At 44.1% G+C, this 20,764-nt stretch carries 18 protein-coding genes; 9 read left to right on the top strand and 9 right to left on the bottom strand.

Annotated elements, in window-relative coordinates; all coding sequences use genetic code 11:
* From PNK_RS00365 to PNK_RS00355, 3 genes are all read left to right on the top strand, one after another.
* A complete protein-coding gene (locus tag PNK_RS00365) occupies window positions 1-720 on the top strand; it encodes an NYN domain-containing protein (protein WP_032124753.1) in 720 nt (239 codons plus the stop codon).
* A gap of 284 nt (window positions 721-1,004) precedes the next feature.
* The gene (locus PNK_RS00360) at window positions 1,005-2,006 is read left to right on the top strand and encodes an NAD(P)H-dependent glycerol-3-phosphate dehydrogenase (protein WP_032124752.1); all 1,002 of its coding nucleotides are present in this window, start codon (window positions 1,005-1,007) and stop codon (window positions 2,004-2,006) included.
* Window positions 2,007-2,010: 4 nt separating this feature from the next.
* Window positions 2,011-3,513, top strand: coding sequence for a bifunctional ADP-dependent NAD(P)H-hydrate dehydratase/NAD(P)H-hydrate epimerase (locus PNK_RS00355; protein WP_059059574.1), 1,503 nt, complete (start codon window positions 2,011-2,013; stop codon window positions 3,511-3,513).
* A 65-nt stretch (window positions 3,514-3,578) separates the two neighbouring features.
* Here the strand turns inward: PNK_RS00355 and PNK_RS00350 are convergent, their stop codons facing one another.
* The 7 genes from PNK_RS00350 to PNK_RS00320 form a co-directional block, all read right to left on the bottom strand.
* Window positions 3,579-4,217 (bottom strand): hypothetical protein, encoded by a 639-nt coding sequence (locus tag PNK_RS00350; RefSeq protein WP_059059572.1) that lies wholly within the window; start codon window positions 4,215-4,217, stop codon window positions 3,579-3,581.
* Window positions 4,218-4,476: 259 nt separating this feature from the next.
* Entirely contained in the window at window positions 4,477-4,956 is a 480-nt protein-coding gene (locus PNK_RS00345; protein ID WP_059059567.1) for a hypothetical protein, read from the bottom strand.
* Window positions 4,957-5,309: 353 nt separating this feature from the next.
* On the bottom strand, window positions 5,310-6,017 hold the full coding sequence (locus tag PNK_RS00340) for an aspartyl/asparaginyl beta-hydroxylase domain-containing protein (protein WP_051981808.1): 708 nt from the start codon (window positions 6,015-6,017) through the stop codon (window positions 5,310-5,312).
* 33 nt (window positions 6,018-6,050) lie between these two features.
* Window positions 6,051-7,034, bottom strand: coding sequence for an NAD-dependent epimerase (locus PNK_RS00335; RefSeq protein ID WP_032124748.1), 984 nt, complete (start codon window positions 7,032-7,034; stop codon window positions 6,051-6,053).
* The gene (locus PNK_RS00330; RefSeq protein ID WP_059059566.1) at window positions 7,031-9,001 is read right to left on the bottom strand and encodes a heavy metal translocating P-type ATPase; all 1,971 of its coding nucleotides are present in this window, start codon (window positions 8,999-9,001) and stop codon (window positions 7,031-7,033) included. The genes PNK_RS00335 and PNK_RS00330 overlap by 4 nt, the downstream gene beginning before the upstream one ends.
* 213 nt (window positions 9,002-9,214) lie before the next feature.
* The gene (locus tag PNK_RS00325) at window positions 9,215-9,967 is read right to left on the bottom strand and encodes a hypothetical protein (RefSeq protein WP_158021648.1); all 753 of its coding nucleotides are present in this window, start codon (window positions 9,965-9,967) and stop codon (window positions 9,215-9,217) included.
* A 726-nt stretch (window positions 9,968-10,693) separates the two neighbouring features.
* Window positions 10,694-11,521, bottom strand: a complete 828-nt coding sequence (locus PNK_RS00320; protein WP_032124744.1) for a ParB/RepB/Spo0J family partition protein — start codon at window positions 11,519-11,521, stop codon at window positions 10,694-10,696.
* Window positions 11,522-11,947: 426 nt separating this feature from the next.
* On the opposite strand from PNK_RS00320, the gene PNK_RS00315 reads away from it, so the two are divergent.
* The 6 genes from PNK_RS00315 to topA all read left to right on the top strand — a co-directional run bounded on the left by PNK_RS00315 (window position 11,948) and on the right by topA (window position 18,295).
* The gene (locus tag PNK_RS00315; protein WP_158021647.1) at window positions 11,948-12,682 is read left to right on the top strand and encodes a hypothetical protein; all 735 of its coding nucleotides are present in this window, start codon (window positions 11,948-11,950) and stop codon (window positions 12,680-12,682) included.
* Between the two features lie 341 nt (window positions 12,683-13,023).
* Window positions 13,024-13,152: a hypothetical protein gene (locus tag PNK_RS13840; protein WP_269446522.1), complete on the top strand. Its 129-nt coding sequence runs from the start codon at window positions 13,024-13,026 to the stop codon at window positions 13,150-13,152.
* 51 nt (window positions 13,153-13,203) lie between these two features.
* Window positions 13,204-13,374 carry a hypothetical protein gene (locus tag PNK_RS13265; protein ID WP_158021646.1) on the top strand — a complete coding sequence of 57 codons (171 nt, stop codon included), beginning with the start codon at window positions 13,204-13,206 and terminating at the stop codon, window positions 13,372-13,374.
* Between the two features lie 77 nt (window positions 13,375-13,451).
* Window positions 13,452-14,537 carry a 3-dehydroquinate synthase gene (gene aroB / locus PNK_RS00305; protein ID WP_059059562.1) on the top strand — a complete coding sequence of 362 codons (1,086 nt, stop codon included), beginning with the start codon at window positions 13,452-13,454 and terminating at the stop codon, window positions 14,535-14,537.
* Window positions 14,538-14,549: 12 nt separating this feature from the next.
* Window positions 14,550-15,644, top strand: a complete 1,095-nt coding sequence (gene dprA / locus PNK_RS00300; protein WP_059059560.1) for a DNA-processing protein DprA — start codon at window positions 14,550-14,552, stop codon at window positions 15,642-15,644.
* 41 nt (window positions 15,645-15,685) lie between these two features.
* Window positions 15,686-18,295, top strand: coding sequence for a type I DNA topoisomerase (gene topA, locus PNK_RS00295; protein ID WP_059059558.1), 2,610 nt, complete (start codon window positions 15,686-15,688; stop codon window positions 18,293-18,295).
* A 288-nt stretch (window positions 18,296-18,583) separates the two neighbouring features.
* On the opposite strand, the gene PNK_RS13835 is transcribed toward topA, so the two are convergent.
* Window positions 18,584-18,706: a hypothetical protein gene (locus tag PNK_RS13835; protein ID WP_269446521.1), complete on the bottom strand. Its 123-nt coding sequence runs from the start codon at window positions 18,704-18,706 to the stop codon at window positions 18,584-18,586.
* Window positions 18,707-18,729: 23 nt separating this feature from the next.
* Window positions 18,730-20,460: a cytochrome c biogenesis protein DipZ gene (locus PNK_RS00290; RefSeq protein ID WP_059059555.1), complete on the bottom strand. Its 1,731-nt coding sequence runs from the start codon at window positions 20,458-20,460 to the stop codon at window positions 18,730-18,732.
* Window positions 20,461-20,764 lie beyond the last annotated feature (304 nt).

Genomic DNA, 20,764 nt, shown 5'->3' with positions numbered 1-20,764 from the left:
ATGCACTATTACATCGACGGATATAACCTTCTATTCCGCCTGATGCATGCGCATGATCATTTGCAAACTTCCCGAGAACAGATCATCCTCGACCTCAATAAGAAAGCGTCTCTTGTCAGAATCGACGTTTCAATCGTTTTTGATGGAACCTTTCAAGTGGGAGAGGGAACGCGTACCCACTTCGATCACATTGAAATTTCATTCACTGCCGAGGGAGAAACAGCCGATGAATTTATCTTAGATGAGCTCAAAAATTCTCGGCATCCAGAGCAAGAAACGGTGGTGACATCCGACAAAAAGCTTGCTTGGCAGGCAAGGTGCCGCCAAGCTCATACAGAAAGCGTAGAAGACTTTATGGCGTGGCTCAACAAGAGCTATAAAAATAAGCTCAAGCAGCTCAAAAATCCCCCAACGCGGCGTATCGCCCCCAAACTTGTTACGCCCTTGACTCCCGCAGAACCGCTGATTGAAGCGACAGTTGAGTCTTCCCATGACTATTATGCGCGCATTTTTGAAGCGCATTACCTCGAATTAGTCAAAAATGAAAAGCCGCGCAAACCCAAAGCCGAAACCAAGCCCCCTTCCCCTAAAAAGCAAAAACGCAAAAAAGATCCTTTCCAAAGCGAGCCTATCTTACCACTCGATGCTCCTTCACAAACAGAGCGGTGGCAAAAAGCTTTTGAGGAGCGCTTAAAACACTCATCCGATCATCCGCTTTAGAATTCGCTAGCCTCGCATTTAGGGCGTGTCGTCAAATTCATCATGCCTAAATTCACGTTCTTTCCAGGCATGTCGGAGCAAAAACTTTGGTAATATTATAAAGTATTTCCTACAGTTTTTTGCTTCAACCCGCCTAGGAAATAATTTTGAATATAGGCATGATGAATTTGACGACACGCCCTAGGTATTTTGTGTATAATCCTAGATACTGCTATAAATTAAATATGAAATGTCCATGCGGCATATAAAAAATTGAACTTTGGGTTTATCTGCTAAGGAATGCTATGAAAAAAATCGGATACTTGGGAATGGGAGCTTGGGGCTACTGCCTAGCTTCATTATTGGCCTCAAAAGGATATGAACTTGTTTGCTGGACCACAAAGCCCGAACTTGCAGAGCATTTAAATCGGACTCGCCAACACCCTCTTTTGCCCGGACATACGTCAACCGGACAGATGACATTTACAACAAACATGGCCGAAGCCCTGCACGGCGTCGACATGATTGTTGAATCGGTCACATCTGCCGGATTGCGCTCTGTATTTGAACAAGTACGCTCCCTTGGGCTTCCCAGTTGCCCCATTATCATCACTTCTAAAGGCATCGAACAGGACACTGGCATCATCCTTCCAGAAGTTGCGATTGAAGTCTTAGGAGAGCAGTTTCGTCCCCTAATTGGCTTTGTCAGCGGGCCAAGTTTTGCTCAAGAAGTTATCCGCGGTCTGCCAACCTCAGTCGTAGGAACAGGTTACACCTCAGAAGTTATTCAAGAAATCTGCGACACGTTTACGACCCCAACCTTTCGCATCTATCCGAATACAGATGTTTTAGGAGTCGCTTTTGGTGGAGCGTTAAAAAACATCATTGGAATTGCCTGTGGTATTTCAGATGGCTTATCGCTGGGGTGCAGCTCTAAAGCCGCTTTGATGACGAGAGGATTGCACGAAATCCGCAAACTAGCCGTGGCCTGTGGCTGCAAGGCAGAAACAATCAATGGACTTGCAGGTATGGGTGATTTATGCGTCACATGCAGCTCGCCGATCAGCCGCAACTTCCGCTTCGGCACTCTGTTAGCCCAAGGATTAACAAGCGAAGAGGCTCAGAAACGAATTGGTATGGTTGTAGAAGGCGCCTATACGTGTATATCTGCTTTACAGCTCAGCAAACAGCATAAGGTCATGATTCCAATCGCAGAAACCGTCTACGATATCATTAAAAATGCCATTCGCCCAATCGATGCAGTCAGCACTTTAATGCAAAGAACCATCAAAGAGGAACATTTATAGGTTTATGAAAGTCTTTACCGCCAAAGCAATGTCCCAGTTAGAAGCCGAAGCTTACCAACAAGGACATTCCGAGCATGACTTTATGGAAAAAGCGGGCTACGGCATTTCTTTGGCCATTCAAGACTTTGTTCAAACATATCCCTCTATCGATCATCTCATTCTTCTATCTGGCAAAGGCAACAACGGGGGCGACGCATTTGTTGCAGGCCGCTATTTGCTTGAAAAAGGCTATAGCGTCTCTGCTGTCCAGTTAGACGAGCTTAGTCACTGCTCACCCCTGTGCCAGCAAAATGGCAAGCACTTTCTTGATCGTGGCGGAAAGATCGAAAAACAGCTCGTTTGCCAACCAGGAACTCTGCTCATCGATGGATTATTTGGCACGGGCTTCAAAGGGGCAGTCAGGGAGCCTTACGCCTCCTTAATCGAGCAGGCTAATGCGAGCCTATGCCCCATTTTAGCCATCGATATTCCCTCTGGCCTAAATGGCTCTACCGGAGAAATAGAAGGAGCCGTCATCCGAGCCACCCAAACCCTCTTTCTTGGCCATCCCAAGTCCGGTTTTTTCCTGCGCGATGGATGGAATGTAGTCGGCAAGCTTCGCTTTGTCGATTTTGGCCTTCCTCAAGCGATCAGCGACGCAGAAATGGGCGACTTTATTCTCATGACATCTCCTTTCATCAAGAGACTACTCCCTCCCTTAAAGCGCAATCGCCACAAGTATCAGGCAGGTTATGTCATAGGACTCGCAGGATCGCCTTCTATGCCAGGTGCCGCCCTTTTATCCAGCTTGGCTGCCCTACGAACGGGAAGTGGAATAGTACGCCTCCTCCATCCTAAAGGAATGGAAGCAGAGCTTGCTAATAGCCCTTATGAACTTATTAAAGTCCCCTATTCGGTCGATGATCCAGATACCATCTTACAATGGCTCCAAAAAGGAAGCGCTATCTTTGTTGGACCTGGACTTGGAAGATCAGAAGCCATTAATAAGCTCTTACAATCCACCCTGCGTAGCCTTGTAAAGCCCTGTGTCATTGATGCAGACGCCCTTATAGTTTTTGCCGAAGAGCCTTTTAAGCTGCCTCCCCAAACCGTTTTTACACCTCATACAGGCGAAATGCAAACACTGCTTCATCAAGCGACGCATTTAAACCTAAACGAATCGCTTTTACAAACCTGTCAGCAATTTGCAGAGCAGCATGCTATCACGCTTGTCTTAAAAGGAGCCCCTACCTTTATTTTTCATCCAGGCAAGCCGATACTAGTGAATCCGACTGGCAATCCTGGCATGGCAACAGCAGGCAGTGGAGACGTTTTAACAGGCATGATCGCCTCTTTTCTCTCGCAGGGATTAAATGGCCGCGAAGCTGCAGCACTAGGCGTTTATCTGCATGGACTCGCAGGAGATTGCACAGCAAAAGAAAGGGGAACAAGGCGAGGGCTCATCGCAAGCGATCTCATAGCCCATTTGAATGATGCCTATTCTCTACTTGAGGAAAGCCCTGCTTAAAAAAAGTAGGGGCTTTTACGGATCACGTCATCGAGTGCAAGCAATGACGTGATAGAAACGAAGGACTATTGAGTATTGAAATATCTTTCGCCAGAATTATAATTAAAGCCTCTTAACGGAGCGTCTTTCACATCTGTAAATGGAAGATCGACTTCTCGCTTAATTAAGGCTAACTCACGGCTTTTTGTGTAGGGTTCAAAGCGATCATGAGACCAGTCGATGCTTTGATCTTTTCGGTCGAACGCATAGAAGTGAACGCATCCTGCTTGCAGCCACGCTAAACCAACATACTGCTCGTCAATGTAACGCCCATAAAAACTTTCGAAATTGATTTTGACGTCTAAGTCGTCAGCTGTGAATGGAAAGTGTTCCAATTCAAAACTAATCAAAGAGTGATTATTGATGCGATAAAGCAATTCCTCTACCAATTCTACCATTAGTAGACGAGCATCATAAACGGTCAGTAAGCGCTGGGAGGAATACTGTAAGCATAGCTTTTTGATGTAGTCGTCGTAGGCCGCCCATGAATCCTCAAGCTCTAGATGCTTGTCAATTTTCATTTTGGCAGAAAAACTGATTACAATCTTGGACAGCTCTTCTGAATCAATTTTTTTGACCCAGGGACCGTCTCCTACCGTTTTTGTCTGGCAGCTGGTTAAAACTAAAATCGCGGTGCATACCAGCCAAAATGTTAAGCGGTGCATGGTAATCGGTCTCCTCAATTGGCTTCTTCTGATTTTTTATCTTTACTGATATGGCAAATTAATCGAATAGGGAAAATAAAAAAATAAAAAAATGCACGTGACATACAGGGAAATGGCTGCACCCAATATCTAAAGATGAATTACGACCTTAACACCCCACCATCAAATCCGCCTTAAATCAACCACATGTAATTAATAATAAACAGCTTAAATTACCCGATAACGATCAAAGTCAATGCCATGACTTACATCTTTTGGATCATAAGAATCCTCTGTGCCTCTTTTCTGCATCTGCAATCATTTCGTCTACTAATTTAGAATCGCTAGCGTCTAAATAGTGAAATAACTGATTGGCTGCTCCCAATCCAACACACTCGATCCATTTTAAGCCGTATGTTTCCATTCCATCTAAAATTTCTCTTCGTTTGTGTGATGGTACTGGAGCATACAGCTCCTGCTTAACCTGATCGATGACGAGTGCAATAAAGCGGGCCTGTCGTTCTTTTTTCACTTTAATCGTGCATTTTTTTATCGAGTGGTAATGTTCTACAAGCTTTGTACTTATGCCTTGAGGAGACAGCTCGTTAACGGATAAAGCTTGGATGGCATTAAACATCAGAGTCGTCATGTCATTAATGATCGCTTTCCTCGTCTTATAAACATAATAATCAAACATTGTGCGGCAAGGTTCAATGACAAGTACTGGTCTATTATAATAAGAATTGTACTCAATATGCATATAACCCCCACTGATAGAATGTAAAGTTAATCATCACACTAAGTGTGTCTGTACACTACATCCAGCGTCTTTTAATTTGAAGATAATTCAAAAGCTCTTTATCCCTTCAAGGTTTGCAAAGATAAGGATCTAATGAAAGAGACGAAAATAACAAGAAGAGGAGACCGAAGAACAATGATAGGCAAGACTAAAAAAGCTTTCCTCACAGCATTTTAAAGTCTTCTGGCTAATCGAAAATGGCTCATTCGGCCTAAAGGCCTATAACACGCGTTCAGTTTACTTTATAAATGTTAACTGAGAGCCAAGGGACTTGAATAGAAAGAATCAGGTTTTCAGGGTAAAGGTTTAAACCCTTAGTGTTGCCAGTCAAGCTTTTCCATGACCGATTTGCCATAGCGGGTCGCAAGGGTTTTAAGTAAGAGGCTATTCATGATATTCATAGGGAAAGGAAGCTTCCGCTTCACATCGATGAATAAAACGACGCGGATACTTGGACTGTCGTTGATGACTTGATGGATCCACGTATCGTCGAACAAGACGCTTTCCCCTTCTTTCCATGTATAGTACTTGTCTTTGACGTGTAGGTAGGGCGGATTTACCTGAGGTACGATGAGTCCCAAATGATAGCGTAAAATGCCCATGTAAGGCCCCATATGAAAGGGGATAGACTTGCCCGGCTCTAGAATCGAAAAAACGGCATGTTGAATGGAGGGGATTTTATCTAGGATGGCGCACGTCTTGGGGCATAATCTGCGATTGGCTTCGGGCTTTTGTCCATAGCAATAGAGCTCGAACATGCGCCAATTCTTATTCGGCTGATTGGCGGAAATAAACGTTTGGGTCGTATCGATTTCATGAAAGCAGGGGATCTTGGTATCGGTCTTAAGCACTCCCTCTAATTCTTCCTTGATAATACTGTAATTGTCTTGAATGGCAAGCAGCTCTGGGTAGTCCTTGGCAATATCAAAAAAGACGGGGCGTTGCTTGCCGCCCACGCAATAGGCAATCGCCTGATTGATCTTCGTGATGACGCAAGGAATAGAGATCAACGGATTTTCCATGAGGTGCTCCTCTCATTTCAAACAGCGAGTCCCTTACTGTACATCTTTTATTTTAAAATGGTAATACTCTTTATACCATTCAACGAAGCGGGCCAATCCCTCTTCAATTCCAATTTTAGGCGTAAAGTTTAGTTGCTCAGCACTCTCTTGAATGTCGGCATACGTTGCCACCACATCACCAGATTGCATCGGAAGTAAAATTTTTTGCGCCTTTCTGCCAAGCTCTTTTTCCAGAATAGCTACGAAATGGAGCAATTGCTCAGGCTTATGGTGCCCCAAATTAAAAAGGGCACAAGGCATTTCCCGATCAATAGCCGCCATAGTCCCATCCACAATGTCATCGATATAGGTAAAATCGCGCATCATCTGCCCACGATTAAAAATTTCGATAGGTTTTCCCTCTACGATTGCATTTGCAAATGAAAAGTAAGCCATATCGGGACGTCCCCAGGGCCCATAGACCGTAAAAAAGCGCAGTCCCGTGGATGATATGCCGAATAAATGATGATACGTTTGAGCCATCAGCTCGTTAGTCTTCTTCGTTACTCCATACAGACTCGCTTGATGGTCAGTGCGGTCGTCTAGCGAAAAGGGGACTTTTTTATTGAGCCCATAAACGGAAGAAGAAGAGGCATAGGTCAATTTAAGCGACGGGTGGGCGCGGCAAATCTCCAAAATATTCAAAAAGCCGTCAACATTCGTTTTAAGATAGGCATAAGGCTGTTGAAGGGAATAGCGTACTCCTGCTTGTGCAGCCAAGTGGACTAAATGAGTCGTATGATGCTCTAAAATAGCCTTTTCTAACAGCTCAAAGTCCTGGATATCGCCTTCAATAATCGCGATTCCCAATTTAGCAAGCTCTTTGGCTCTATCCCGTTTCAAGCGAGGGTCATAATAGGGATTAAAATTATCAAAGCCAATGACTCGATCACCTCTTTGAGCTAGCTGACGAGCCAAGTGGAAGCCTATGAAGCCCGCAGCTCCTGTGATAAAAATATTTTTACTCATTTTACTCATTCACTTAAAGGTTTCCAATAACGCAATAATAACGCGTTTGCAACGACTGAGACTAAACTTGTCGCCATTGTCCCGGCTACTATCATGGGATTGAGTAATCCCGAAGCGGCTAAGGGAATTGCAAGGATATTATAGACGAAGGCTAGGAATAAATTCTGCCTCATTTTACTCATGCTTTTGAAAGACAAATCGACCGCATCAACAACTCCCATCAAATCATTCCGCTTCAAATTAATAGACGCCGCTTCAAGTGCCACAGCGCGATATCCAAAAGCAAAGCTCACATCAGCCTCTGCTAAAGCTTTTGCATTATCAATTGCATCACCTACTATCCCGACTATTCCCGCTTGCTTTGCTTCGCGAACAATACCCACTTTTTCAGCCGGTAGCAGCCCATTCCGGACATCTTCGATCCCCACAAGATGAGCAACACTCTCAGCAGTCCCTTTGCGGTCTCCAGTCAAAAGAATGGGATGAATGCCTCTTTCTTTTAACAAACGAATAGCCTCTGCACTCTTAGGACGTACTTGATCGATCAAGCTAATCAATCCCACTAAATGTTTAGCAGTCCAAACCAATACCAGGGTTTCCCCTTTGTGCTCGAGCAGTGTTAAGGCAGGCTCCACCTCGATTCCCATTTCCTCAGCAAAAGAAATAGAGCCAAGATAGTAAACCTTACCATCAATGGATCCAGAAACTCCTTTGTCCATGGATTGAAAGTCTTCGACGCGTTTTAAAGCAATTCCTTCATGCTTGGCCCGATTGCTAATGGCTTTAGCAAGAGAATGAAAAGAGAAGCTCTCTAAAGAAGCCGCTAGTTGCAGCACCTCTTCCTTAGGGTGCTTTGCATGAGGATAAATGGCAGATATAGTTGGACACCCTTCTGTGAGAGTTCCTGTTTTTTCAAAAAACAAGACTCTGAGTTGTCCGACCTGTTCTAAAGACGTTGCATCTTTAAATAAAATCCCCTGCTTTTCTCCAGCTTCCTTTGTCATGAGTAAAATAAGCGGATTGACCAGCCCAATTGCACAGGGGCATGCAATCGCAAGCACAGCAATGGCATTTAATGCACCGCTCTCAGGACTCTCCCACCAAAATGTCCATACACCCCATGTCAAGACACTTATCAATAGAATAAGGGGAATAAAAATGGCCGCTATGCCGTCACCCCTTTTTGAGACAGGGGTATTTGGCATCTGAGCTTGTTCGACAAGGCGAATCAATTGAGAGAGCCTGGTTTCAGCCCCTACTTGCGTCGCCTGTATGTGAATGAGGCCTCTCTCGCTAGTGGTGCCTGCAAAAACTGCGGATCCGGCCTCCTTAAAAACAGGTGTGCTTATCCCTGTTAAAAGAAGTTCATTGACAGAGGCTTCTCCTTCACGAACTATTCCATCAACGGGAATGCGCTCTCCAGGATGTACTACAAAAAGATCTCCTGGTTTAGCAACTGTTATATCGGCTATCGCCTGTTTTCCTTTGTCAAGCCTTGCACTTTTCGGCTGCGAGTGCAGCAGCTGTTCCAAGGTCTTGGACATTCTGCCCTGCATTAAGGCTTCCAGCCATCTTCCAAGTAGAGTGAGCGTTATGATGATCGCACTACTTTCAAAGTAAAGATATTGAGGCAGGTGCCAGAAATAAACGGCCAAGCTTAGACTATAGGCAGCGGTTGTACCAAGTACAATCAGCAAGTCCATATTGCCTCTTTTTGCTTTCAAAGCCCTATAAGCAGAAAGGTAGAGTGGCCAACCGCATCCAAATTGCACAAGGGTGGCGAGTATCCATTGCCAGGCAGAGCCAACTTCAAAAGAATAGCCAAGCCCCTTGGCTATCATTTGAATTAAAAAGGGAAACGAAAGAAGAGCTGCGATGAGAAAGGAATTGAAAGAGGATTGAACAACTTGACGCCTTAAGAGTCTTTGTTGATCCAAGACTTGCTCAGAAGAAAGGACATCAACGCGTTTTTCCATACCATGCCTTTTCGATAAAAAATGATTAAGTAAATCATTTTTTCTACCGAAGTTACGCTTTGATGGCAATGATCGTTCGAAAAAGTTCATAATTATTATTTTCAACGAAAAACTTGAAAAAAGAATTCCACATTTCTTGCTTCATTCCTCTCAAAAAGAAACTGCATGGAGAATAGGTCTTGAAAACCACCTAGCTTTGGGATCTGTTTCGGTTTAATCTAACTTGATTTGGTGCTCTTCCCCTTTTGACATTTTCATTGTAACGAACCCACCCCCCAGCAAAAATCGTCCAAAGCTAATATTCTCTAAATGATCAACTCTGTTATAGATTTCTTCTATTTTTTTATTAACAAATAATTGAATATTGTATTCATCTGGGAATTGCACACTATCCAATTCAATAATTTTGTTAAAAATGCAAGTAATTTTCTTGGTCATTAATGTATAATGAACGACTCTTTCGGGAACTTTACCATTCAATTTCACAATATACTCAATAGGATCGTCCGTCTCGATAGCTTCCTCAAACGCAATAGGCTGTCCAATTTTTAATGCTTTTTCTCTTGATGCGCCAGCTTGCACCAGATAACCCGCCCATAATCCTTTCACACAAACCACTATATCCTCGAACGTTCTCTCAATCTGTGCCTCAGCCCGCTCAAAGATTTTACACAATCGCTGTTCATCATAAGCAAAAGAGGGATCGTTAACCGCATGGTAATTAAGTAAAGCACAGCAGTAGATGGACCAGCCTTCTACAACGTGATTGCTTAGAATGGTATGAACATGTATGCATTTTTTTACAGCCTCTACATATTGTGCATCGCGTGGACTATATTTCAGAAACAGCTGAGCCATCCATCCCATTTTAGGCTCCTGAGAACTTTGCCTACGCGTAATCGCCAAGTTATTGGCTGCAGGAGTGGAATTAGAAGAGAGCAAATAAGAAACAGCTAGTGAAATCATATTATTTCCATAATGAATTATTTAAAGATTGCTTTTTATGTATATTTCTTTAAAAAACTGCTTATACGAGTCAATAAAAAAACAGGTGTTTTATTAATAGAACATCCCTCAAAGCTACAATGTCTAAGGTTGCTTGATCGGTATCAAATCTTAAATGCTCAGTCGAAAATATCTATCCCACCAAATTTAGCTTCCACTTAATAATAAGAAAACTGCACTTATCCGTATTTTAGGGCTTCTACTTTCGAAATTTCTCAAAAAAAGAGCCATTTTAACAATCGAGTGAAGTTTTGAAGAAATCTATCATTGCTAATTTGCCTTTTTTAAAACCACAGCTCTTATGTTTATTGAAGACTTTAATAAGTGGCAAAATTTGCACGTAAATTGATTGAGTTAGTACTCCTTTCCCCAGTCTTTTTAGCTTGTAGATTCATTCCCCTATTTTGCGAAAGCCCTCAAAGGAATATCAGAAACTCATTTGATTGGAAAAATGCCTTTTAATTTTCTTTCTCATTGATTTTATTCGGAATGCTTCTCCTGTTATTCATTTCAAAGTATCCAAAAAAAGAAAGAGTACGTCTCTAGTGAGAGGCAAATAGCTATTCGCCTTCTAATAGAGGAGAAAAGCGCATCAGATTCTAAAACAGACCGCCACATCTAATAGCTTCGCCCTTTACAACTTCCTACGAGCCGTTCATCTTAGATTATCAATCCAGCCTGATTCGCTTAGATCTCTTCCTTGACTCCAAAAAGATGGAGTAAGCGATCGAGATCATCCAAATTGTAGTAGTCGATGCTAATGCGGCCGCGCTTGCCTTTACCCTGAATCATGACCTTCGTTCCAAGCTTGTGTTGAATCTTTTCAGCCAATTGCTCCAGATAAAAATCGCGCGCCACATAGCTCAGTTGCTGCTTTTTTGCTTTTTCCCCGATACGCGTTGCAGCTTGCTCGGCTTCGCGCACATTGAGATCATCGCGTAGAATCAAATCATGCAGCAGTTGCTGCTTATCTTCTGACTCCAAGGCTAAAATGGCCTTAGCATGGCCCATCGAAATCGTTCCTTGCAAAATGCTCGTTTGAATCGAGTAGGGCAAAGCGAGTAAGCGCAAATAGTTGGCAACGGTTGAACGTTTTTTTCCGATTTGCTGAGCCAAGCGGTCTTGATTAAAATTAAAATCTTGCATGAGCTGCTTAAGAGCTTTGGCGATTTCCAACGGATTGAGATCGACCCGCTGGATATTTTCAATCAAAGCCGCTTGGGCCGAGAGAGCATAAGATGTATGACGCACGAAGACTGGAATGGTCTGCAGTCCAGCCAATTGAGAGGCTCGAAAGCGCCTTTCCCCGGCAATGAGTTCGTAGCAATCGTCATCGGCTAAGGGACGTACAAGAGGGGGGTGGATAATGCCCACTGCCTTAATCGAATCGGCAAGTTCCTGTAACTCTTCCGGCTTAAAATCGCGCCTTGGCTGATAGGGATTGATTCTAATCTGAGTCAAGAAAACTTCGCGCAAGTCGTCTTGCGCCGATTCTACTGGAAATTCTTTTTGCATGCGTCGACAAATGATTGCTTTAATTAAAAAAACAGGGTAAAAATTAATTCGCTTAGAGGATATGAAAATCCAATCGGTTGATTTGTGTGCTAAAATTGCCGGAAAAGTTGCAAAAATTTTCTAAACGATTATAGCAGCAAAGAAAACTGATCATATTTTGTAGCATCCTCTTACATGGACGTTCATAAACTGGAATAGTTTATATCTCAGCAATTGCTTTTCTGACTACGCTCACAGCCTAATTTACACGACTCCTTCGTAGCAATTCAATGAACAACCAAAGGAAATTCTTAAACTGACGTTATTTATTAAACTCTCATTTTACAAGAAATAGCTGAAAAATATCATGCTTTTATTTATGATTTCGCTCGCATTCTTTTTTGAGAGTCTATTATTAGGCAAAAACCCATTAACCTTGTGATGGCCATGAGTAAACAGTCTACACCTTCTTCTCTAGATCGCGAATTTTCCGATGGATGGATGGATCACCCTTTCATCGATTGGTTGACTGCCAATAAACAGATTCTTTTATGGGGCTTGGTTGGCTTGTTCGCTGCCTTGCTGATTTCTTACCGCTATTTATCGGTACGGAACCTCAATGCTGAAAACGATTTTATGCAGGCCGAAATGGCCTTTCAAAAAATCCAGCAAGGAACCGATTCAGCAACGACAGCGCGTTTGCAAGAACTCACAACCATCATGGCCCGCCACCCAGAGTTGCATGCTAAATATGATGGATCGCTTGCCCAAATGCTTCTAATCCAAGGTCAAATTCCCGAAGCTAAGGCATTGGCTCAATCGACGTTTAAACGCGTCAGGCCTGATCAGCTCGCTCCTTATGAAGAATATGCTAAAACATCTCTTCTGATTGGTGAAGGACTCTACGCAGAAGCCCTGCAACACTCGCTTCAACTTCAAACGCAGCTACAAGAACAGCCTGCGGCTGCTAGTACGATTCTTCCTGTCTATAATTTAGTACGCTTAGCCCTGCTTTATCAGCAACTAGGCCAAAAGCATGAAGAATCGGCTGCTTGGGATGCCTTACTGCAATACACTGAAGATCAAGTCCAAACTGTTTTAACGACTTATCAACTCTTTCAAGTTGGACACACTTCTTTAGGACATTACATTGCAGAGAGAAAGCAAGCCTTAGCCTTATAAGGTCTAAATAATTATTTAATAGATGTTTGAAAAACTGCCAAACTTGCAGAATTAATCATCGCCTGTTAAATATGAAAAAATAGTTAGTAATTATTTGATTCAATTCGCTTTAAATCATTAAGGTTTAAAACGAAGCAGATCAAAACCTTTTGTCTAGTTTTGGTAGACAAGGGATGGGACCTCGATTATTTTTCCCAAAAAGTGGAACACCGGAGCATCAAAGGAGGTGACATTAGGCTATTTACTGCTCGAAGCCACAAGACCGGGAATTTTTCTTTTAAAGCCATAAGAAATAAGCCTCGCCAATGGCGAGATAAAGATCAATCTGAGGGGACGATGAGTTGGCTGAAGCAAAGGCTGAAAGCCCTCTTTGTCTGGCTAAAGATGTTGTTATGTTGGAGTTTATTTATGACAAACAACCTAATTGCGTCAATAAACCGGGAGGAGAGTTATCCGCTTTAACAGCTTAACCTCACTCGTTCTCTTGTAACTACCTTTCTGAAGGTAGGTGGAGAATAACCGTGGGCAATCATAATAGCTCGCTCGCGCTAGAAGAAATCAATGAAAGAGTAGAGACTGAATTAGATCTACTCATTCAAGCGCGACATCTATCTATCAGTAGTGCTTCAGCTGAAGTACAACCCCTATTCAGGGTTGTCAAAGTCAGCGGAAGCATTACCGTTTCTTTCTAAGGAAAGAAAACCCGCTTGGCGGCTAATCGTTGATTAGCCGCTTCTTTTTTATCGTCTGTCAAACCTAGGATCAAATCGTGGCGGATCTTCTCTCTGCTACTCTTCCCGCTTCAACCATCGTCGCAGCTCATAGTTTGGATCGGCTGGCGTACCATCTCAATTTCTCTTGCAGTCAGATTGTCATTTTCACCCATCCTTCCCTTTGGTCTATTTATGGAGAGAGACTCGAAAGCCAACTCTCTGCAATCGCCCCTTTCACCGTGCTTCACATCCCGGAAGGAGAAGGAAGCAAAAGCCTCGTCCAAGCCAAGCGCTGTTGGCAGCATCTTGCCCGCAAGCGCGTCGACAGAAACTCCCTCATTCTCGCTTTAGGCGGCGGGGTGATTTGCGACTTGGCTGGTTTTGTGGCATCCGTCTATATGCGCGGCATCGATGCCGTTTACCTTCCCACCTCTTTATTGGCCATGGTCGATGCTGCGATCGGAGGAAAAACGGGAATTAATCTGGGAAAAAATAAAAATGTGATCGGCAGCTTTCATCTTCCCAAACGCGTACTTATTGATCCCCTCTTTTTACGTACGCTGCCTAGGCGCGAATACAACGCTGGATTTGCTGAAGTCATCAAGTATGGAATGATTGCTCATCCCCCTCTTTTAGATCTTCTCGAGCAACATTGGCATCGATTTGAGCAAAAAGACGAAGCGTTATTAGAAGAGGTGATTAAACAATCCTGCACAATCAAGCAATGGTTTGTAGATGCCGATTTTAAAGACAGAGGCATCCGGGCCCAGCTCAACTACGGCCACACCTTTGGCCATGCAATCGAATCGCTAACCCATTATCAATACCTGCATGGCGAAGCCGTAGCGATAGGCATGAGCTACGCCGCGCACTTGAGCCTTCGAATGAATTTGACCGATCGAGCAACCGTACAAAGGCAGGATGAAATCTGTAAACAAATCGGGCTGCCGCTTGCAGCGCCTCCTTATCCAATAACGCGCTTCATTGCTCTTATGAAAAGTGATAAAAAAGCAAGCGACGGTAAAATCAACTTGATTCTTCTCGAAAAAATCGGCAAAGTCATTCAAGTTTTTCAAGTCAATCCTTCGCTCATCAAGCAGATTCTGCTAGAGCATCAAATAAAAATAAGCATTTCCAAGTAAAAGGTCCCTATTTTGGATGAGTTAGAAGCTTTAATTATTTTGACGAGCATTCCCTCTCTTGGTTCGATTAAGGTGCGCCTACTCGTTCAACACTTTGGCTCGGCAGCCCAAGCTCTCCAATCCCCCTTAAGTGCAATTGCAGACTTGCCCGGCTTTGGCCCTAAAATTTTGCAAGCATGGCAACAGACATTAAAAGAAGGCACCTGGAAGCTCAGCCTTGAATTGGCCGAAAAATTGCACGCCCATTTAGTTCCGTATACCAGCCCCCACTATCCCAGGCGTTTGCTGGAACTCATCGATCATCCTCCCCTTCTCTATCTGAAAGGCGAACTAAACCGCTCAGATGAGCGCAGTTTAGCAATCATCGGTACCCGCCAAGCTACGATTTATGGATTGGAAATGGCTAAGCAAATGAGCCGCGAACTCGCCCAAGCAGGCTTTACCATTGTCAGCGGCTTAGCTCGAGGCATCGATACAGCCGCCCATCAAGGAGCGCTAGAAGGAAAAGGGCGGACACTTGCCGTCTTGGGATCCGGCCTTGCCCATCTTTATCCTAAAGAGAATGAGCGTTTAGCAGAGGCCATTGCCGAGCAAGGAGCTCTCATCTCAGAATTTCCCATGCAGACGCCACCCGACCGTACCCACTTTCCCCAGCGAAACCGGTTAGTCAGCGGTATGACTCTTGGAACCTTACTGATTGAAGCCCCCCTACAAAGCGGAGCGATGCTTACTGTTGAAAGAGCCCTTAGCCAAGGGCGCCAGGTCTGGGCACTGCCAGGTCGGGCAGATCAAGACAATTTTAGGGGCAATCACCTCCTCATTAAAGAACATAAAGCAGCATTAGTTGAAAATAGCAGCGATATAGTACAATGCTTCGACACTCTCTTTGCTGCCGCACCGTCAAATGCAAAAAATCCTCCTACCGTTGTATTAGAACAAGAAGAGGCCTTTTTATTAAAACAGCTACCAGTCGAAGAAGTTTCAATTGAAGAAATCGTCAGACGCACTCAATTACCCATTAATCAAATAAATGGAGTATTGATGAGTTTGGTGTTAAAAAAAATAATTAAAGAATTTCCTGGTAAAATTTATAAAAAAATTCAATAGAATGAAGAATGATGCATTCTTCAAGATGGAGTCAAGACAACATGGGTAAAGCGCTGATCATCGTCGAGTCACCCGCCAAAATTAAAACGCTTAAGAAATTCTTGGGCCCGAATTATATCTTTGAATCATCCATTGGTCATGTTCGCGATTTACCAGAAAGGGAGTTTGGAATCGATATCGAGCACGACTTTGAGCCCAAGTATACGATTATGCCCAATAAGGAAGAGGTGATCGCTAAACTGCGCAAGGCCGCTAAAGAATGCGATGTCGTTTACCTCTCTCCCGACCCGGACCGCGAAGGAGAAGCAATCGCTTGGCACATCACGCAAGTTTTGCCTGCCGATACGAATATTAAACGGGTATCCTTCAATTCCATCACCAAAGATGCCGTAGTCAAAGCATTGGAAAATCCACGCGCCATCGATACGGCTTTAGTCAATGCACAGCAGGCGCGCCGCCTGTTAGACCGGATCGTCGGCTACAAAATTTCTCCCCTTCTCAACCGCCGTATTCAAAGAGGAAAAGAAAATTTCTTATCGGCCGGCAGAGTCCAATCAGTCGCCTTAAAATTGGTGGTCGAGCGCGAAAAAGAAATCGAAGCCTTCAAACCTGTTGAATATTGGAATTTAGGAGCGATCTTAAAAACGAGCAAGGAAGATCGCCTCTTCAAAGCGGCGCTTTACTCAGTCGATGGTAAACGCTTCGAAAAAGAGGCCATCGAGGGAAAAGACGTCACCCTGATTAGCCATAAAGAGGCGGCCGATGCTATTTTAGAACGAATGAAGCCAGGCCCCTATCAAGTAATGAAGGTAGAGCGTAAAGAAAAAAGGCGTTTCCCGGTTCCCCCCTTCATCACATCGACACTGCAACAAGAAGCGAGCCGCCATTATGGTTTTTCTTCGGCTCGCACAATGAATATTGCTCAAGGTCTGTATGAAGGTATCGATCTTGGTACTGAAGGGGCAGAGGGTTTGATCACCTATATGCGTACCGATTCTGTCCGTATTGCCCCAGAGGCCATTCAGGAAGCCCGGGAATTTATTCAAAAGCAATATGGCAAAGACTTTATTCCATCAGAACCCAAACAGTATAGCACCCAGAAAAGTGCTCAAGATGCGCACGAAGCGATTCGTCCGACGAGCTTATTAAATACACCGGAAAAAATTCAGCCTTATCTAACCAAAGAGCAATTTTCGCTCTATCAATTGATTTGGCGTCGCTTTTTAGCTTCTCAAATGGTTGCGGCTATTTACGATACCGTAGCTGCCGATATTCTAGCCGGAAAAGGAATCCTGCTGCGTGCGACAGGCTCTATTATCAAGTTCCAAGGCTTTTTGGCAGTCTACGAAGAAAAGCATGATGACGATGAAAAAGACGATGAAAACCGCATGCTGCCGCTTCTCGAAGAGGGACAACCCCTGCTCATGCAAGAGCTAACGGCCGAGCAAGCTTTTACACGCCCGCCTCCCCGCTACACCGAGGCCTCATTGGTCAAAGAACTTGAGAAATCGGGCATTGGACGACCATCGACCTATGCAACGATCATGAACAAGATTCAGAGCCGTGAATATACGATTAAGGAAAATGGCCGGCTTAAGCCGACCGAACTTGGCCAGATCATTGCACAAATGCTAGAAGCAAGCTTCCAACAAATCATGAACATTGGCTTTACCGCTTCTATGGAAGACGACCTAGAACGCGTTGCCGAAAACATGAAAGATTGGAAAGCGCTCATTCGCGACTTTTGGGCCCAGTTCAATCCAACCTTGGAAACGGCTCTAAAAGAAGCCTTTGTTCCCAAAGTCATGACTGAAATTGAATGCCCCAAGTGCAAAACAGGCAAACTTCAAAAAATTTGGGCGCGCTCAAAATACTTCTTCGGCTGTTCGCGCTATCCTGAGTGTGACTATTCAGCACCCGTCGAAGAGGTCACCTTTAATCGTGATGATTACGCGACCGATTTTGACTGGGACCAACGCTGTCCCGTTTGTGAATCTGAAATGAAAATTCGCCATGGGCGCTATGGAGCTTTTCTTGGATGTACCCGCTATCCTGAATGCAAAGGGATTGTCAACATTCCCAAAAAAGGAGAAACAGCGATCTCGCAGCAAGATCTTCCAGCTTGTCCAGCCATTGACTGCCCTGGCCACATGGTGGCACGCAAATCGCGCTTTGGCAAGCTCTTTTATTCTTGCTCCACTTTCCCTGAATGTGACGTCATCGTCAATAATTTAGAGCAGCTGGAAAGCAAGTATCCAAACCATCCACGCACGCCTTTCCAGAAAAAAGAGAAGAAAGGCAAGAAAGGAGCGGCTGCTAAAGCCAAAGAAGCGCCCAAAACCAAAGCGAAAAAAGGGAAAGTGGCTGCTAAAGCTACCAAAGCTGCACTAAGCGACAAACCTAAAAAAGAGCGTCAAATGCCGGCTTATCCGATCACGCCTGAGCTTGCGGCTGTCGTCGGGGTAACGGAAATTTCACGCACTGAGATGACTAAAAAAGTGTGGGATTACATTAAGGCTCACCAACTGCAAGATGCCAACAATAAGCGCCTCATTGTGCCAGACGAGACATTAGCTAAGGTCTTTGGAACAAAAGAACCGGTCGACATGTTTAAAATGGCAGCCCTTCTCAATCCCCATCTAAAAAAGTAATCCAAGCCTTATTGACAGGTTAAGCTCGTCTTAGCCTGTCAACCCAAATTTTGGGGTTGCCATTCCTACGGCCAATCATCCTTGATCAATGAGCATCAGCTGCTGATCGGCTGCTTGTTCAATTTCTAAATGGCCCATACTGAGTCGTCCACCTCTTTGCAGCTATGACTCCACTTGCTGGAAGTCTCCATAGGGAAATCCGTAATGCTGCTTTGCTTGCTGGGGATGAGTATCTTGAACGGCCAAAAACTAATACCCATATGCGCACCAATAATGCTCCTTGAGGAATTAATCCTCTTTTTCAGCAGATGGCTGCACGGCACTCCACCTACTTCCCCCCCGATCAAACTTTCCTGCTTCTATCAATTGTTTGGCATAATGAACTTCCGTAGCATTTACTTTTAAACTCATGCTTCCTCCCTTCAGAATAAGATTTAAGGCTCGTCTCCAAATGTAAAGGCATACGCTGAAACGCCTTTAGGAATCTGTAAAGAGAGGACATGGCGTCCATATTCCCCTTTTAGATTAATCACGTCGTATTTGCGGGCCTCGCTTACTAAAATCTCGCCATTCGCATTCATATCAGCAGTGTAGTATTTTTTAGGCAATGGCACTCCATCGAGGAAGACAGCAACGGCGTGAGGTGCAACGCTATCCATGACCAAATACACGCGAGTGGCAATAAAATTCAAATCAAGCTCGCTCGCATCGCTTTGCGAAGTAATTTTTTCAGATTCGACCAACCATTGCCCTTTCAATCCCGCTCGATCATTGCCAAGAGGGAGCAAGTAGCCATAAAAGGCGACTTCATTGGGTTTAAGGTGGATATCGGACTGATAATCTTTAGCGCGGCTTGCGCCAAGATATGTTTCATGAGTAATGGGTCTAGCAATCTCACGCTCAGGCTCCTTACCTTCCATCTGAGAAAGCCCCAGCAAATTCCGGATAGCATTTTCAGTCCCCAAATATCCCCCTTCACCAAAATGAACCTGCCTGATAATGCCTTCTTGATCGATTAAATAATGGGCAGGCCAGTATAGATTATGATAAACTTGCCATGTTTGATAAGTGTTGTCTAAAGCAACAGGATAGTGAATATGAAAGCGCTCGGTTGCATTCACAACATTATCTGAATCCTTTTCAAATTCAAATTCAGGAGTATGCACTCCAATAATAACAAAGCCCTTGTCTTTATAGCGATCGTACCAGCTCGTCAAGTAAGGAAGCGTCCTGATACAGTTAATACAGCTGTATGTCCAAAAATCGATCAACACTACCTTGCCGCGTAGTTGTGTAAGAGTTAATGACTCGCTATTGATCCATTTTTCAATTCCAGCTATTTCAGGGGCCGGGGCTATGCGCGGCAGCTCGCTTCCGTGCACTTTTTTTAAGGCAGTCACAGTCTCTTCCGAAAAAGGCGACGCCGGCCTCAATTTATCCAACTCCCGCCTAACATCAGGGTTATTTTCGATTTGCAAAGTTGGAATGTATTTGACAGCAATTTGCTGGAGATAGACTTCAAAATGGAAAAACAGGCCGATTGCAGTTAAAATCATGAGGGCACCAAAAAAGCGCTTGATTCCTTCCGAATGGCGAGCCAGAAAGGGAATCGCCGTCAATGCCTTATTCCCCCCGTAGGCAATCAAAAACAACGGGATCCCCGATCCCAAACTATAAGCCAGGGTTAACAAGATGATTTCTGTCGTTACGTTTTGAGTGGCGACAAGAGTTGTGATAACGGCCAAAATTGGCCCAGCGCAAGGCGTCCAAACAAGCCCAAGAGCCGCTCCTAAGAGTAGTCCGCTTTTAAATCCTGTTTGTTGAGATGCGTGAGATTGAACCTGGGCACCTAACGTAGCAATCGATGACGCGGCAAGCGCAAATCGATCTCCTAAAGCTGGAAAAAGCATGACAAGCCCAAAAAGGGCAATGATGGCCATAGCCAAGTAGCGCAAGGCATTGGCCGATATTCCCAGCAGATGAACGAAAAAGGTCAGGGCTAGGGTAAAAAGCGCAAAGCTTACCATTAAGCCTATTATGATTCCCAGAGGCCTATAGCGGCCACGTCCTAAACCCGCCGATAAAATGGCTGGTAAAACGGGCAACACGCAAGGAGAGAGAACGGTCGCAATACCTGCCAAAAAGGTAAAAAGATACAAAATCATCACCTTCCCTCACTCTCTCATTAGTGAACTCGGGATTTGCCTATAGCAAATACCCTCTATCCATTCATAACTCCTTTTTTCCTAAAAAATCTAGACTCTTCTATCGGCCCAATCCAATAAATAATAGGGAGAACAGGCAAAATAACGCATATAAAAGGAATAAAAGAGAAAATGAAAAGGAAGAAAGATTTTGGCCAAAGCCGGAGCATTCTCGAACCCGAGGGATTGAAGCAGCTCTATGAGCTAGAACCTCTTATCAAAGTGAAACCTTACCTCACAAATCAGTCAGAAGTAATCAAGGTGA

Origin of the sequence: Candidatus Protochlamydia naegleriophila, assembly GCF_001499655.1 — a bacterium.
GTDB lineage: Bacteria > Chlamydiota > Chlamydiia > Chlamydiales > Parachlamydiaceae > Protochlamydia > Protochlamydia naegleriophila.
The sequence above is the reverse complement of the archived record's forward strand: the minus strand, read 5'-3'. Positions and strand labels throughout refer to the sequence as shown.